Genomic DNA, 16,237 nt, shown 5'->3' with positions numbered 1-16,237 from the left:
AGGATCATTTTATTTATTTAAAATTAAAAAAACTTTACCATCCCGGGTTTTGGCTTAAGTTGTTATTTTTAACAATGGCCGTCGATGGAATAGGATACAGGTACTGCCGGCCATCCTCATACCATTTTCTAGGCTGTGCTTTAAACCATTCCAAATGCCTATTTGCCGTTAATGTCTGGTAATTTGTACTTTTCCCGCCAATTGCTACCTTCGCACAACCACTCGGTACCGCGATTGTTGGGCCTTCGGTATTGCCATCATAGAATACCACATCATAGCTACCATTATGGTCAAGATCCATCAGTACATTCAGTGCCGGCACATAAATTCCCGACCATTCCAAATTAGCCATGAGCTCGCCATGCTTCCAACGTTTCAAATCGTTAAAACGAAAACCTTCCAGCGCCAATTCCACTTGTCGCTCGCGACGAACTTCCAAGATAATCGGGTTGCTTATGTCCGGAAAAAAGGTTTGCTGTAAATAAGTGTCCACCGTTGTTGGCAAGGTGGTCAAACCACCGGTAATACCCGCGCGTGCGCGCAATGCTCCGATCGATTTTGCCCAGTCTGCATCCGTTAACGTACCTAGCTCAGCCTTCGCCTCCGCAAAATTCAGCAGTATTTCCGCATAGCGCATTAAAGGGATCGCGTTCGTATTGTACGCTCCATTATCATAGTGAGGGTCGTCCAAGGTATATTTGATGGGCTGATAACCTGTATAGGTATGGCTGCTAAAATTAGGCGGTGCTGCCACTCCCTTACGAGCATATCCAGGGGTGCGGATCAGCTGCGCTAAACGGTAGTCACGATTCTGGCACTCGTCATAAAATTCCTCCGTTTGAAAATCTGTCCGGCTGGTATAAGGCGTTCCATCAAGATTCAAAATGGTATTAATAAAAGGACGTACTAAGCTATAACGCGGACCATAGGTTGCTGATGTCCACCACCAGTTGGCGCTGCTCATTACCGCCAGATCCTCGCTCATTGTTACCGCCCACATTACTTCCTGCGTAAGCGGTGAGTCACTGATAAATAATGCCCGCTGCGAACCTTCCACACCGGCACCTGTGTACAAAGAATAAGGGCCATTTTCCATTAATTCCGTAGCGGCATCTACTACATATTGATAAAAAGTATTGGCACTTTCCTGCAAATTCAACTCCGGGTGGTATTTCCGATAGGAAGCTTCAAATAGCGCTGCCCTTGTTTTCAGGCCTAACGCGGTCCATTTTGTTATCAGTGATCCGTCCGAGCTGGTAGATGAAATATTTTGCGAAGCAAAATCCAAATCTTCCATCACATGCTCCATTACCACGGCGCGCGAATCCCTTGTCCCATATAAAATGTCCGTTTCGTCAATACCCAAAGCATGATCTACCCAAGGCACATCTCCAAATCGCATAACCTTATCAAGATAAAAATAGGCACGGAAGAAACGGGCAATTCCTATGTAATTATTGCGTACAGCTTCACTCACATTGGGATCAGTGCAATGTTCGATGAAATAATTGATATTCCTAAGATCGCCCCAGCTCCAACCATCACTTGTCTCCGCAGAGTAACCGCCTTCGCGGATAAAGCTGTTGAGGTTATTTACTGCGCCATAATCCGCCATTGCATCCCTATTATAAGCATTGCTTGCATCAGGCAGCATGCCATAGAAAGAGCGGCTATAAGCCGCTAAGCCATTTTCGCTCCCAAAAACATCTTCTTCCGTTGCGGTAGCCTTAGGCGTTTCATTCAATTCGCAAGATGAAAACGCCAATGCTGCCATGGCCAATAGAATCCATTTTCTTTTCATCACTTTAAATGTACAATTGCGTTTCGATTTCTTGTTTTGCGACCTGCTATCGCTATATATTTCTTTCAACATGATTGTTTATCTTAAAAGTTGATTAACAGATTAAAACTTACACTGCGCATCGTTGGATAATTAAAGCCATCTCCGGAATTGGAGTCGCTGACATCTTCGTCAGACTTACCAATATTCGCTACATCGATATCCTTGGTGTGCTTGTATAAAGGCGACCAAGTAAAAAGATTCTCACCGGATAAACCTACCCGTACCGCTTGCAGACCGGCTTTTTGTACAAAGGCTTTAGGCAAATTGTATCCTACCTGCAGGTTACGCAAGCGTAGATAAGCAACGCTTTGCAGGTAACGAGTTTGCGCCGTATTTTGTATGGAAGTATTATAACCTGCGTAACGGGGTAAGTAAGCGTCCCGATTATCCTCCGTCCAGTAATTGTTCAGGTGCCACGTTGGCAAGTTATTATAAGGCCGGTTGAACTGCCCCCAGAAAATCGACTCGTTACTTGGATACCAATCCTGTTTACCTACACCCTGAAAGAACGCCGATACATAAAAGTTACTATAATTTAAATTCAGGTTGAAGTTATAGATATAACGCGGTTCAGTATTACCAATAATAGTCTTGTCACCATGATCGCTCAGTGTATTCGAACCATAATCAATAACGCCATTACCATCTAAATCCGCAAAGCGTACATCTCCCGGATATACCACACCCGAGTTGGAAGATTTAATCAAAGTTTGTTTAGGTGCTGCGTCAATTTCTTCCTGCGATTGGAAGAGACCTTGGGTTACATAACCCCAAACATCACCTACACGTTGCCCGGCATAATAGTCGGTAATAGCTCCCGTGGTATTATTATACCTGTCGATCGTCGAACGGTAATCCGCCAAACCGGCTTTTACACTGAAGCGGAACGGTTTGTTGGCTATATTAAATTGGTCATTATAACCGATCGATATCTCATATCCATTCGTGGTTAAGTCGGCGTAGTTACCCTTTGGTGATTCTGCTCCGAAAATATCCGGTAAAGTAGGACCAACCGTATACATATTCAAGGTTTTGCGCGTATAAATATCACCGGTAAAAGTCAGCTTGCTATTTAGTGCTACCAAATCCAAACCAAAGTTAGCTGTACGAGCCGTCTCCCAGGTCAAGTTATCAGGCCGTATGGTTGGCCTTGAGGTTACGGGATTTTTAGCCCCATTCAAAATAATACCCTGTGTTGTAATATTATATGTATTTAAGAAGGTATAAGGATCGATGTTTCCATTTCCAAGAGAACCGTAAGATGCCCGTAACTTCACATCCGAAATGGCCTTCGGATTAACATTCCAGAAAGACTCCTGCGAAAGGCGCCAGCCAACCGAAGCCGAAGGGAAGAAGGCCCATTGCTCATCGGTCGGAAACTTCGAAGACCCATCGTAACGACCGTTCACTTCAAAGAGGTATTTATCCTTAAAAATATAATTCGCACGGAAAAAGACACCCGCAATCCGATACTTATTATACCCCGCTGTAGCTGTTACGGATTCGCCTAAAGCCAAGTTAATATTTTCGGTATTTTCTGTTAACAAACCATTCTTGGTAATATAATTGGCATCGTAGACCCGCTGCTCATAGTTATAACCTACCAAACCTTTAAAATAATGATCGCCCCAAGTTTTTTCATAATCCGCGTATAGATTCGTAAACAAGTAGCGCCACTTCTCGGTAAGCTGATAAATGTTATCGTTGAAAGAAGTACGTAACAGCAGAGTTTCTCCCTCCTTCACGCTATAAGGTACGGGCACCCTAATCCGCGTAGACGTAAAATCGCGATTACGGAAAGTAAGATCCCCACGGATATGGAAACTGTTATTAAAAAACTTCGTTTCAAAAGAAGTCGTATTCCGTAAATTATCGTTTTTGCTATCCACACCGTTCTTGCCATAGATAAAGTCGCCCACCGTGTAAGCCGCAGAATAGGATAAAGTACCGTCAGGATTGAAGATGGGCGACGTGGGGTGCCCTTCATCGTCAATATTGCGCCATATATTCCCTCCTTCACCGGCCGTTTGCGGATCATGATATTTAGATAAATTAAAATCCATATTATTGCTGATCCGTAGCCAATCAGTTACCTGTAAGCCGCCCTTTGCGCGTAGGTTATAGCTATTGTAATCATCTGTATTATAGCGATAAATACTGTTATAGTCATACAGACGCCCCGATAGATAAAAATCTGATTTTTCCGTTGTACCCGATACAGATAGATTATGGTCCTGCGCCCACGTTCTATCTTTCAACAAGGTGCCAAAGTAATCCGCATTACCATAATATACATATTCACCATTATCATTTACGGTTATCTCTTCGGTAATGCCCTGCTCTTTCCTCCTTTTAAACTCTTCCAACCAATCGAGCGTAAAGATTTGTGTCTTATTTAACTTACTCGGCACCGACGAATAGTTGTTCCATGCATTATAAGCTTCAAAAAAGTGCGAAGCGTAGGTGTAGCCATCGGTCACAAAATCCGGTTGCGTCGCTAGTTGTTGCATGGACGTGTTCCCGCTGTAAGTAAAAGAGGTTTTTCCTAAAGCTGCTTTTTTGGTTGTAATCAACACGACACCGAAGGTACCGCGCGAACCGTATACCGCTGCTGAGGAAGCGTCTTTCAGTACCGATACCGACTCAATATCATTCGGGTTCAAGGTCGAAGGATCACCTTCAACACCATCAATCAATATCAAAGCGCTTCCACCCTGACCAATAGAGGTGGTACCTCGCACATTATAGCTCGGCGAACGAGTCGGTTTCCCGTCCTGTAAATTGATGTTTAAGTTCGGTACAGCACCGGCCAGCATTTGCGTTGCATTAGCGGCCACACGCCCTTCAAATACTTCACTCCCCACCTGATCTACCGCACCGGTCAAGTTTACTTTCTTTTGCGTGCCATATCCTACAACCACTACCTCATTTAACTCGCCGCCTTTCGCTTTCAACTGAAAGTCGGCCGTCGTAGGTTTACCTTCCTCCACCACTACCCCATTTCGCACCTGTGTTTCAAAAGACACATAGGATACCTCCAAGGTATAAGTGCCTGCCGGAACAGAAATCAGGTAGTTCCCTTCTTCGTTAGCCGCCGTGCTCCTGTTCAGTTCACGGATACGTAAACTTGCACCGGGCAAGGCCATTCCTTGGTCGTCCACAATCTTTCCGGAAAGCGGCATCATCTGCCTAGGAGGATTATAGGTTACTACCAGGTTGTTTCCCTGTTGCTCATAACGCGTATGCGTTTGCGCCGAAATCTTATTTAGTGCTTCGGCCATTGTGCCTTCCATTTCGAGCGAAAGCGACTTGTTTTTCGGAATCGCCCCATCGCTGTACACAAATCGGAAATCACTTTCCCGTTCCAACTGTTGCAAGACTTCTTTGAGCGATTTGTTACGTAAATGGAGCTTCACCAGTGTCTTCGATAGCTCTTGAGCCTTCACCGTGTTGGCGCAAACAAGGCTATAACTCCACAGCACCACCGACAAAGCAAAGCAACCAGTGCTGAACGCTTTCAGCATAAAGTTTAGATAGTTAGGTATTCGATTGTTCATCCCTGATTTTGATTTTGCAAATTTTAACTTATTTAATATAGACCTGATTCTTTTCAATTCGATAAGAGAAAGAGCTGCTCTTACTTAGCATATCCAGCACTTTGTTAATGGGTAAATCTTTAAATTCACCGGTGAAACGCCGATTTAACAAAGACCGGTTATTAACATGGATTTTTACACCATACCATTTTTCCATTAAGGACGCTACTTCGGCAAAACGTTGCCCGTTAAAAGCCAAGACCTCCTTACGCCAAAGCCCCCAATAATCCTTATCATTGATGGGCAACACGCTACTTTCCTTGGTTAATTTATTATAGTTGATTTTTTCGCCTGGTTTTAATACAGAGGACGATGAGTCATGGTCAACACGTACCGATCCCGTTATCAGCGCCACAAAAAGATGATCGTCGTCACCAAAAGCCCGCACGTTGAACGACGTTCCTAAAACGTGAGTCCGCAGCTCTTGACTACGTACAACAAATGGCCGCGCTTTATCCGGTGCTACCTCAAAAAAGGCTTCGCCGATTAATTCAATTTCCCGATTCTGTTTATTATAAGTATTGGCATAGCGCAATACACTTCCCGCATTCAGGTAAATTAAGCTTCCGTCTGGTAAGGTGATTTTCTTTTTCTCGCCATAGTTGGTTTTTATTTCCGTCACATGAGGTGCTTCCGGACCTGGTGTTTTTACCTGTTGGGCGTAATAAAGTATTGCCAACCCAAACCCCAAGGCAATACTGGCTGCCGCTGCCCAGAAGGCTGGGAATCTCCTCTTTACTCTTCTTTCAGGGCTTTCGATGCGTGCCATTACCGAGGCTATCCGCTTCTTCCCCGCCGATGTTAGCGGGGCATTTGCAAAGTGCTCCGTGTCCTTCCATAGTTCGCGTATTAATTCCTCTACTCGTTCTTTATATTCGGGATTCCCCAGCAAGCTGAAAAAAAGTTCCCTTTCCTCTTCACTTAGGGTTTGACTTCTATACTTTTTAAATAGGGTTTGTAATAACGTCTCATTCATCTAATAAGATGACAGAACGACCTATTGAAAAGAGCTACGCTCAGAGATTAAGCTTCGTTTAAAGATTTGTTAAGGAAAAGTAAACTAAGTATCTGTAAACTCAGTTTTTTCTCACTTTACCTTTGATGCAAAGTGAGGCAAACATCAAGGCTGCACATCCTTTCGCTAAAGATTTAGGCCACAAGCGCAATCCTGTGGAGCCGCTCCGCCACGCTTGTCAACCCTTCGCTTCTTCACATGATTTTTTCCCAGGGTTATCCTAAATCTTCTTAACGCTCATGCTGTGAGGCCGTTTTCCCTTCACACAGGGCTATAGTACGAGGCTAAAGAATAATACGTTCGGTTAAAAGTAAAAGCCTTCCGTTCCGCTAAATGTCGCCTCCAAAATTTACATTTCGTATTGGGAGGCACTACCGTTCCTGTAAATTTTGCCTGCCTGCGGTAGGCAGGAAGCGACGAGTTTTTGCGTCACTTTTTGCGGAAAAAAGTGACTAAAGAAAAGGTTCCTTTTATACAATCACTGAACGTAACATTAAGATAATATAGCATTATTACTTTTGCCGCTGTAATCTGAAAGAGGTATCTTATGAATCAACCGGTCATGTCTCGACAGCAAGAAAAAGCATTGCTGTTGGAGATCAAGCAAGGTAATGCCTATGCATTGGAAAGCTTGATGATGCGTTACGAAGAACGGGTGTTCCAATTTATTCTTCGTTTGGTAAATTCCAGGGAACTTGCAGAAGAAATTACGCAAGACGTGTTTGTGAAGATCTGGGAAGGTCGAGAGCATTTAGGCAAAATTGACTCGATAGGGGCCTGGATGTACACCTTGGGAAAAAATAAAGCGGTCAATTTATTAAAAGAATTAACGGCCAGAGCTGCCCGTGAAGAATATTATGCAAAGGATCGTGATTGGTCGATTGGTGGAGAAATTGAATCAGAAGAAAAGGGGGATATTTTTAGCTTGGTAGATGAAGCCGTAGCACAAATGCCCGAAAAATGTCAACAGATTTTTATCTTAAAACGCGATGAGGGTCTGAGTAATGAAGAGATTGCAGATCGTTATAATCTTTCCATTCATACGGTTAAAAATCAATTGAAAAAATCTTACGCTATATTACGCAAATCTATCGTGGAACAAACCTTACTTCTCATCCTTTATTCTTTTTTGTCTAACCGATAAGTTTATATCGCACGTATTATGGGTACCCTTCAAATCAGCTTTACAAACGGGATAGGATAAATCCTTCGCGGATATCGAGGCACAAACAGTAAAGCATAACACCAAAATAACAACTGCTTAACAAGAAGTTAAATTTAGCAAACTAGCTTTGAGGCCGAACGTGTCTAACCTTATGTCTGGTTCTATCTTAGACGAACTCTTCGAACACAGCAAAGCCGGTGATTCTGTCGCTTTCACATCATTGTATAGGGATACTTGGCAAAAGCTTTATCAATTGGCATTCCGTAAAACGCAAGATGAGGAAGAAGCAAAGGACATTGTGCAAGATATTTACATCCAATTATGGCAAAAGAAGGAAAACATTCATATTCAAGGTTCGGTAGAAGCTTATCTATATAGCATGACCAAATATGAGTTGGTCAGACGTATGCAGCGCTCGCTAAAGGACGAAGCGCATCGATTCGATTATCGTCAACTTATCGATACCTTAACCCATGCCGATGACCAGCAATTATTTGCAGAAGAATTGGAGGCACAACTGAAAAAAGAAGTGGATGCACTCCCTACCAAGCAACAGCATATCTACCGCTTACATCAAGAAGACAATCTGAGCACTGAAGAGATTGCACAAGAACTCGGATTGGCCGAGCAAACTGTCAAAAATCAATTAGGACACGCGAAGCGTAAAATACGACTGGCTATTAAAGATCACATGCTCTCCGTTATATTCTTTTTTTAGCCCACAACATAAACCACATAATTTATTAACAATTTGATAACCTAATCCCATTGGTACCCATGTCGGCATTTTTACTCCTATAGAATAAACGCACCAACATGGATCAAGATAAGATACGTAATTTATTAGAGAAGTATCTCAGGGGCACTTGTAGCCAAGAAGAAAGAGAACTGATCGATCGCTGGTTCGAAGCTGATCAGCGATTCGAACAGCCCTTAGCTACCGGAAAGGTTCAGGAATTAGAAGAAGCGATACTATCACGTATTCAAGAACATTTACCCCTAAAGCATCGAAACCGGAATGATACTCACAGGCTATGGTTCACAAGTAGTATCGCAGCTTCTATCGCATTGCTGATCGGTGTATTTATTCTTTTTAGTAAAAGGAGCCAAAGCGGCAGCGAAGGTAAACAGCCTGTACCTAAACTTTTTACCTTTCACACTGAACCAGGGCAGCGGGCTAAATTGCGACTACCGGACAGTAGCACAATCTGGTTAAACGGCAATACCGCGATACGGTATGATCAACACTTTGCCGGTCCCAATCGCGCTATTTATCTTGACCAAGGAGAAGCTTTTTTTGAAGTATATCCCAATCAGCATAAACCCTTTATCGTATACACAACTAAGCTGCAAACGCGCGTACTTGGTACTTCCTTTAATTTACAAGTACAGAATCATCGCAATCAATACAACTTAAGTATCAATACCGGCAAGGTGAGCGTTAGCCATAACCAAGGTAAAATACAGCATACCGTGCTTACCGCCGGGCAGCAGTTCACCTACGATTATATCAATGGCAGGCACCAAATCAAGGCCATCCAACCCGGAAGCGAGCACGCTTGGATTTATAATGAGCTGGTATTTCAAAGCGCCTCTTGGAAAGAAGTTGTTGCTCAGCTACAAACATGGTATGGCGTAAGCATTCATTTAAACCTACGCAGGGGGCAACATGAAACCTTCACTGCCCGATTTGAAGATCCAACGCTGGAGGCCGTGCTAAAAGCCTTACAAAAAATCAATCCATTTCAATATACCATCAAGAAAAAGGAGGTTCATATACACAACTAAAACCCGTTAAACAATAAACCGAAACTGTTGACAGCAGTTCCGGTTCCATCTGTTTTCAATCGTTCTTCCACAAACAAATCAAAAACAAATAAAGATATGCCAAAAAAACGAATACTGGTCACTTATTTCATTGCATTTATGAAGTTATCATGCATCACCCTCCTCACCTTGCTATCCATGGCCGGCACCCTGTTAGCACATAAAAGCGAGGCACAGCAAACCAGCAGCACAGTCATTCAATTTAAGTCGAAGAACATCGCTTTAGAAGAGGTGCTGCAAACCATTCAGGCGCAATCAGACTTCAACCTGATCTATAGCCCAAGCCAGATTAATGGGCAGATCGTAGTAGAACTACCTCAAAAGCGTACTACATTAGACGTGCTTCTGCAGTATTTGGCCGAAACTGCCGCCTTAGTTCCCGAAGTAAACAAAGGAAATATTTACATCAACCGCAAACAACAACCCGGAAGGCTCGCCGGCTTTATCAAAGACACGGAAGGCAATCCACTTATCGGTGCGAGCGTCAGTTTATTAGGAACCAATAACGGCACTATGACCAAAGAAGATGGCAGCTTTGCCCTTCAGGCCTACCCCGGTACCTATACACTCCGTGTGAGCTATATTGGTTATGAAACATACGAGCAAAAAGGTGTCAACGTTCTGGAGAATAAAGAAACATCGCTACAGGTGAGCTTACGCGGAACGGGGCAACTGCAAGAAGTGGTTGTGAGCTACGGTACCCAACGTAGACGCGAAATCACGGGTGCACTGGAAGAAATCAGTACCGAAAATTTACAGGATATGCCTGTCAACCAATTTGCACAACAACTACAGGGTAAACTGGCCGGTGTCCAAATTTATCAAACATCAGGACAACCTGGCAGGGGGATGTCCTGGCGTATTCGTAACGCAGCGTCCCTCTCCTCCGGCAATTCCCCCCTTTTTGTTATCGACGGTATGCCAATCACTGGCAGCATCAATAACATCAATCCCGCAGAAATCGAATCTTTCACCGTATTGAAAGACGCATCAGCTACCGCTTTGTATGGGTCAAGGGCCTCAAACGGTGTGATCCTTATCACCACCAAACATGCGAAACCCGGCGATCAAACCAAAGTGGAACTAAACAGTAACTATGGTATCCAAACCATTCCAAGTCGCGGTGTACCCGTCATGATGAATGCCCGCCAGTATGCGACGTTCATGAACGAACGCTATCAGGACATGATTCGCTATGAAGGCTATAAAGGCACCATCCCGGAGGTTTATCAAAATCCCGAGCAATATGGTGAAGGTACCGATTGGTTTGATTTGTTAACCCGTACCTCCCCCATTCAGCAATACGATATAAGTTTCACCAGCGCAGGTAAACACTCCGCATCGTCGGTTGTGGCAGGCTACCAGAATCAACAAGGAGTTGTTATCAATAGCGGTACCCAACTTTACTCCCTTCGTATCAATCAAGATTATAATCTCTTTGACGACAAGCTAAAGGTTGGTTTTAACCTCGCTCCGAGCTATCGTTTAGATCACAACAACCGCTTAGACGACGGTATTCAAGGCATTGTCCAAAAAACTTCCGAGGCGAGCCCTTTAATCAATCCCTATGATGAAAACGGTAACCTCGTTAAATACGCCAGCTCTCCCGGTATGGTTAACTACATCAATCCACTGGCTCGCTATCTAATGGTGAAAGACGACTATAAAACCACCCGTATTTTAGGTAATGCTCATCTTAACTATCAAATATGGGACGGCCTCAGCCTGAAAGGTTTGTTCGGTATCGATAAAGGTGATGAATCACGGCAATTCTTTTCGCCTGCCCTTATTAACGGTGATGACATCTCTACAGGCACCAGTAGTTCCGTAACAAACTATAGCTATACGGCAGAAGCCAATCTAAATTATACTAAACATTGGAAGGCACATTCCATCGACGTCTTGGCAGGTTATTCCTATCAATCTTTCGATCAGGAAAGCAATACCGTTACCGGACGCAACTACGCCAGCGATGAAGTCCCTTATCTTAACGTAGCTGCCAACATCACCGGCGGCTCCAGTAATGCCACGGCTTATGGTTTGATTTCCTATCTGGGTCGAATCAATTATAGCTTCAAAAATCGTTATCTCATCAGCGCCTCCATGCGCCGTGATGGTTCCAGTCGCTTCGGCCGTGATCAAAAATACGGTTCCTTTCCTTCCTTTTCGTTGGGTTGGATCTTGAGCGATGAATCCTTTATGCAGCGCTGGAGTCAAACATTAAGCCTGCTCAAAATCCGCAGCAGCTACGGTATCACCGGAAATAACAATATAGGTAACTATACCCATATTGCGCAGTTAGGCACTGCCAACTATGTAGCTAACGGAAGTTTAGCGCCCGGCACTACTATTACCACCTTAGGCAATACCAACTTGGCATGGGAACGCAGTAAGCAATTCGATATCGGTTTAGATGCCTCCTTTTTTGGCGATAAACTTTTCTTTACCTATGATTACTACCACAAGCTGTCGGACGGCTTGATACAAGCGCGCCCTATTCCACAAGCGTCCGGTTTTAGCAGCATCACTTCCAATATAGGCGAAATCAAATTCTGGGGACACGAATTCAGCTTGGGAGGTCAGTTCGACTTTGGCGAACTCAGCTGGAATACGGCGTTCAATCTATCCTTAAACAGAAACCGCATTGAATCACTGGTGAGCCCTGGCTATTTCCGCAGGAACAACACCACCAGTGCTGATTACTACCGCAATCAGGAAGGGTATCCACTGGGCATGTTCTTCGGATACATCTTCGAAGGCCTTTATAAAGATGCAGAAGATTTAGCCAACTCAGCCAAAGAAACGAATTCGGACGTCGGTACCATTAAAATGCGCGATATGAACGGTGATGGTATTATCAACGAGAACGACCGTACTTTTATTGGTGATCCGAACCCTGACTTCCTCTTCGGGTTTACCAACAACTTCACCTACAGACGATTCGATTTAGGTATTTCCATGGCGGGAGCTATTGGCGGTGACATTATTCTACCGGCCAAATGGGCCTATTTAACCAATATGGACGGCGCGCGTAACCTCTTAGCCGAGGCGGCCGACCGCTGGCGTTCACCTGAAGAGCCCGGCTCCGGCCAATTTCCGCGTACTAAAACCGGTTCAACCGGTATCGGACGGCAAGTCAATTCGCAATGGGTAGAAGATGGCTCTTATCTGGCAATGAAGAACATCACACTGGGCTACCGACATCCCGTTAAAGGTCTCGGCCCCATTAAGCAAATCCGTTTCTACACCTCTATCCAAAATGTCTTTATACTGACGAGTTATTCCGGCATGAATCCCGAAATCAGCTTAGACGGGCTAGACGGCGCCAGCATCGGGATCGACGAAAATGCCTATCCGGTACCACGCACCATCTCATTTGGTTTAAATGTCCTTTTCCAATAACGCGCATATAAAAAATAGACAAAACATGAAAAAATATATTTCCATCTTATCGGTTCTGCTTGTTTTCCTCGTACAGGGATGCAAAAATGTCTTGGAGCTGTCGCCCGAAGATCAGGTTTCCGAAACCAATTTCTTTAAAACCGAGGCCGACTTTACACAGGCTATCAATGCTGCCTACAATCCCTTACGTACGGTAGGCCCGGATTATTATACGGCCGAGATGCGTTCTGATAACACCCATTACGAACATAACCCTGCTATCCAAGGTACCGCTGTTGAAATGAAAGCCGATATTGCCGATTTCACCAACGATGCCAGTAATAACTATTCCAATCAGATCTATTACGACAGTTACAAAGGCATCTCTCGCGCCAACGTCGTGTTAGCCAGAATTGATCAGGCCAGTTTCAACGACGAAGCAAAAAATAACTTTAAAGGGCAAGCCCTATTTCTTCGTGCCTTCTATTATTTCAAGCTTGTCCGCTATTTCGGTGGTGTCCCACTGTACTTAAAAGAAGTAAATAACGAAGCGGACGCCTTCCTTCCCCGTGCCTCGATAGAAGAAGTTTATACCCAGATTATCAATGATGCCTCGGAGGCTATTGCACTGTTACCGGTGCCAAGTAAGTTTCCACAATCGGGGTATGCTAGCAAAGGCTCGGCTACGATGCTACTGGCGGATATTTATGCCACCCGAAAAGAATACGCACAAGCAGAAAACTTGCTCTTGAGCCTAGAAGCGATGGGGTATAGTCTACTGCCAAACTACGCGGATGTCTTCTCCACAGCCAATAAAAACAGTCGCGAATCCATCTTCGAAGTACAGTTCATGCAAGGGCTGGAAACCGGCATGCAAAGCAACTTCATTTATATCTTCTTACCTAAATGTTATAATACCGCTATTATTACCTACGGCGTAGCCACCCAAAATACCGCCACAGATGGCGGCGGCGGTTGGAACACCCCGACCCAAGATATCATTCGGGCGTATGAAACGGGCGACACACGCTTAGAAGCTTCCATTGGCGTTGCTGAAGGTACGTACGATGGCAGTTATTACTTTACCCTAACCGCTCAAAAAAGTATTGTAAACTATCAGGCTCCAGCAGGAAAGGTAGGGGTTCCTTTCATCAAAAAGTACCTCAATCCACATACCGATAAGAACAATACCAATGATAACTGGCCGGTATATCGTTTTGCCGATGCTTTATTGCTATTAGCAGAAGTACAGAACGAGCAAGGCAAAACCCAAGAAGCCATGGTACATGTCAATCGTGTACGGAGCCGGGCAATCCCGCAAGCAGCACCTTTAACAGCCACTTCGCAGGAAGATGCCCGTAAGCTCATTCTACATGAGCGACGCGTGGAACTCGCCTTTGAAAACCATCGTTGGTTTGATCTACTCCGTTCGGGCAAGGCGATCGAAACCATGAATGCCTATGGGGCCGAACTTAAGAAAACACATAGCTATTTAGTACCATCCTCCTATCAGGTAGATGAGAACAAGCTTTTGTATCCGCTTCCCTTTGCAGAAGTAGGTGTCAATCCCGAATTAATCCAGAACCCCGGCTATTAACGAAAAAGTATGTATAATAAATTTTTAAGACTCAGTTTCTTGATCGCCCTGTTACTGCCTTTCAGTACACAGGCACAAAAAGGCAATACCTCGCCGAAAGCCAAAAATACGTTCTCTATTGCCGTGATACCGGATACGCAGTATAACACCGAGGAGAGCCAAGGTGGCACCAACAAGCTCTTCGAAACACAGATCGAATGGATACTGGCCAATCGGGAAGCAGAAAATATCGTTTACGTAGCGCATTTAGGCGATATTACCGACAAGGGCGACAGTAAGCCCGAGCAATGGGCTAATGCTGCAAAGGCGATGTACCCATTGGAAAAACCCCTACCGGAACTTCCGAATGGGTTACCCTATGGGTTAGCTGTAGGGAATCACGATCAATACCCCAGTCAATTTGCTGTAAGCGGTACCACGAAATATTATAACCAATATTTTGGTATTGACCACTTTAAAGGTCGCAACTATTATGGCGGTTATTTTGGCAAAGACAACGATAGTCATTACGACCTTATTTCAGCAGGTGGGATAGATCTCATCATTATTTACCTCGAATTTGATGCTTTCGACGAGCAGCAAGAGGCCATGAACGATTGGGCGGTAAATTTATTGAAGCAGTATAAAGACCGAAAAGCCATTATCGTCAGCCACTACATTCTTGGCTATAATCCCGTAGCGGGTAGCAATGTGGCGGGGCAGGCGTCCTTTGGCAAGCAAGGGCAACGTCTGTACGATTGCGTAAAAAACCAGTCCAATGTATTCCTGATGCTTTGCGGTCACGTAGGCGACAATGGCGAGGGCTATCGCCAAGATACTTATGCCGGCCATACCATCAAAACCATGTTATCCGACTATCAAAGTCGACCCATGGGCGGCAATGGACTCATGCGTTTATTGACCTTTGATCTTGAAAAAGATCAATTACGAGTCCGTACGCTATCCCCCTATCATCAGCTAGAAGAAAAAGACGAAGACAGTTTCTTTACCTTACCGCTTTTCCGCGAAGCTTCGGCCAGCAGGATCTATGACTTTGACTTAGACGGCAAGGCCGATCTATATCGTTTCAAAGACGGAAATTGGTACGATGCTAAAAGTATCAAAAGCTCATTAGGTCGCAAAGGTGATATTCCTGTTCCGGCACCTTATACGGGTTATGGCAAGACCAACCCAGCGGTCTATAATGCTGCCGGCGCATCATTTTATGTGGCCGATTGGCGAGCTGTTCCACTAGGAAAACCGGGAGACATTCCCGTTCCTGCAGATTATGATGGCGATGGCATTACTGATCTAGCCGTTTGGAATCCAGAAACAGCCGAATGGTTAGCGGCAGGAAAAGACCCCGTTAAGCATGGATGGAAAGCCTCTGTGCCCGTACCGGCCGATTATGATGGAGATGGCGCGGCGGAAATGGCCATTTGGCGTCCCAGCAACAAAACCTGGTATATTGCCACGGTTGGGAATGTACCTTTTGGCGAAACGGGCGACATACCCCTACCGGCAGATTACAATGGCGACGGGAAAGCAGATATAGCAGTATGGCGGCCGAGCACCGGCGAATGGTTCGTATACGGCGCTGAGAAAGCCATTAAGCTGGGTAAGACGGGTGATCTACCCATTCCCGGTGATTACGACGGAAGTGGTAAAGTGCAACCGGCCGTATTTGATCCGGCAGCAAAAGTCGTTCGTTTTGCTAACGGGCAAAGTATTCCGTTTGATGCAGGTATCGAGGAAGTTGTCAATATACCTTATGCTATTAAGCGATATTATTTGGATCTGATGAAAAAATAGATTCATATGCTGAGGAAACGGA

At 44.6% G+C, this 16,237-nt stretch carries 9 protein-coding genes; 6 read left to right on the top strand and 3 right to left on the bottom strand.

The window, feature by feature from the left end; genetic code table 11:
• Nucleotides 1-34: 34 nt before the first annotated feature.
• Genes M1D52_RS02770 through M1D52_RS02760 form a run of 3 tightly spaced genes read right to left on the bottom strand, consistent with a single transcriptional unit; the run spans nucleotide 35 to nucleotide 6,415 of the window.
• Complete coding sequence (locus M1D52_RS02770; RefSeq protein ID WP_457941711.1) at nucleotides 35-1,873, bottom strand: RagB/SusD family nutrient uptake outer membrane protein; 1,839 nt, start codon at nucleotides 1,871-1,873, stop codon at nucleotides 35-37.
• A gap of 11 nt (nucleotides 1,874-1,884) precedes the next feature.
• On the bottom strand, nucleotides 1,885-5,400 hold the full coding sequence (locus M1D52_RS02765) for a SusC/RagA family TonB-linked outer membrane protein (protein ID WP_437393799.1): 3,516 nt from the start codon (nucleotides 5,398-5,400) through the stop codon (nucleotides 1,885-1,887).
• A gap of 28 nt (nucleotides 5,401-5,428) precedes the next feature.
• The gene (locus M1D52_RS02760) at nucleotides 5,429-6,415 is read right to left on the bottom strand and encodes a FecR family protein (protein ID WP_437393800.1); all 987 of its coding nucleotides are present in this window, start codon (nucleotides 6,413-6,415) and stop codon (nucleotides 5,429-5,431) included.
• A 586-nt stretch (nucleotides 6,416-7,001) separates the two neighbouring features.
• Here M1D52_RS02760 and M1D52_RS02755 point away from each other — a divergent pair.
• From M1D52_RS02755 to M1D52_RS02730, 6 genes are all read left to right on the top strand, one after another.
• Nucleotides 7,002-7,598 (top strand): RNA polymerase sigma-70 factor, encoded by a 597-nt coding sequence (locus tag M1D52_RS02755; protein ID WP_437393801.1) that lies wholly within the window; start codon nucleotides 7,002-7,004, stop codon nucleotides 7,596-7,598.
• Between the two features lie 172 nt (nucleotides 7,599-7,770).
• Nucleotides 7,771-8,337, top strand: coding sequence for an RNA polymerase sigma factor (locus tag M1D52_RS02750; protein WP_013664110.1), 567 nt, complete (start codon nucleotides 7,771-7,773; stop codon nucleotides 8,335-8,337).
• 98 nt (nucleotides 8,338-8,435) lie between these two features.
• Nucleotides 8,436-9,407, top strand: a complete 972-nt coding sequence (locus M1D52_RS02745; protein WP_437393802.1) for a FecR family protein — start codon at nucleotides 8,436-8,438, stop codon at nucleotides 9,405-9,407.
• A 96-nt stretch (nucleotides 9,408-9,503) separates the two neighbouring features.
• Complete coding sequence (locus M1D52_RS02740; RefSeq protein ID WP_437393803.1) at nucleotides 9,504-12,848, top strand: SusC/RagA family TonB-linked outer membrane protein; 3,345 nt, start codon at nucleotides 9,504-9,506, stop codon at nucleotides 12,846-12,848.
• 25 nt (nucleotides 12,849-12,873) lie between these two features.
• A complete protein-coding gene (locus M1D52_RS02735) occupies nucleotides 12,874-14,424 on the top strand; it encodes a RagB/SusD family nutrient uptake outer membrane protein (RefSeq protein WP_013664113.1) in 1,551 nt (516 codons plus the stop codon).
• A gap of 9 nt (nucleotides 14,425-14,433) precedes the next feature.
• Complete coding sequence (locus M1D52_RS02730) at nucleotides 14,434-16,215, top strand: metallophosphoesterase (RefSeq protein ID WP_437393804.1); 1,782 nt, start codon at nucleotides 14,434-14,436, stop codon at nucleotides 16,213-16,215.
• Nucleotides 16,216-16,237 lie beyond the last annotated feature (22 nt).

The organism is Olivibacter sp. SA151 (genome assembly GCF_054130995.1).
This window is presented reverse-complemented; position numbering and strand designations above follow the sequence as displayed.

Coding starts and splice junctions, on each gene's coding strand:
- M1D52_RS02770 (WP_457941711.1), bottom strand. CDS start 1,873: ATGTTGAAAGAAATATATAGCGATAGCAGGTCGCAAAACAAGAAATCG.
- M1D52_RS02765 (WP_437393799.1), bottom strand. CDS start 5,400: ATGAACAATCGAATACCTAACTATCTAAACTTTATGCTGAAAGCGTTC.
- M1D52_RS02760 (WP_437393800.1), bottom strand. CDS start 6,415: ATGAATGAGACGTTATTACAAACCCTATTTAAAAAGTATAGAAGTCAA.
- M1D52_RS02755 (WP_437393801.1), top strand. CDS start 7,002: ATGAATCAACCGGTCATGTCTCGACAGCAAGAAAAAGCATTGCTGTTG.
- M1D52_RS02750 (WP_013664110.1), top strand. CDS start 7,771: ATGTCTGGTTCTATCTTAGACGAACTCTTCGAACACAGCAAAGCCGGT.
- M1D52_RS02745 (WP_437393802.1), top strand. CDS start 8,436: ATGGATCAAGATAAGATACGTAATTTATTAGAGAAGTATCTCAGGGGC.
- M1D52_RS02740 (WP_437393803.1), top strand. CDS start 9,504: ATGCCAAAAAAACGAATACTGGTCACTTATTTCATTGCATTTATGAAG.
- M1D52_RS02735 (WP_013664113.1), top strand. CDS start 12,874: ATGAAAAAATATATTTCCATCTTATCGGTTCTGCTTGTTTTCCTCGTA.
- M1D52_RS02730 (WP_437393804.1), top strand. CDS start 14,434: ATGTATAATAAATTTTTAAGACTCAGTTTCTTGATCGCCCTGTTACTG.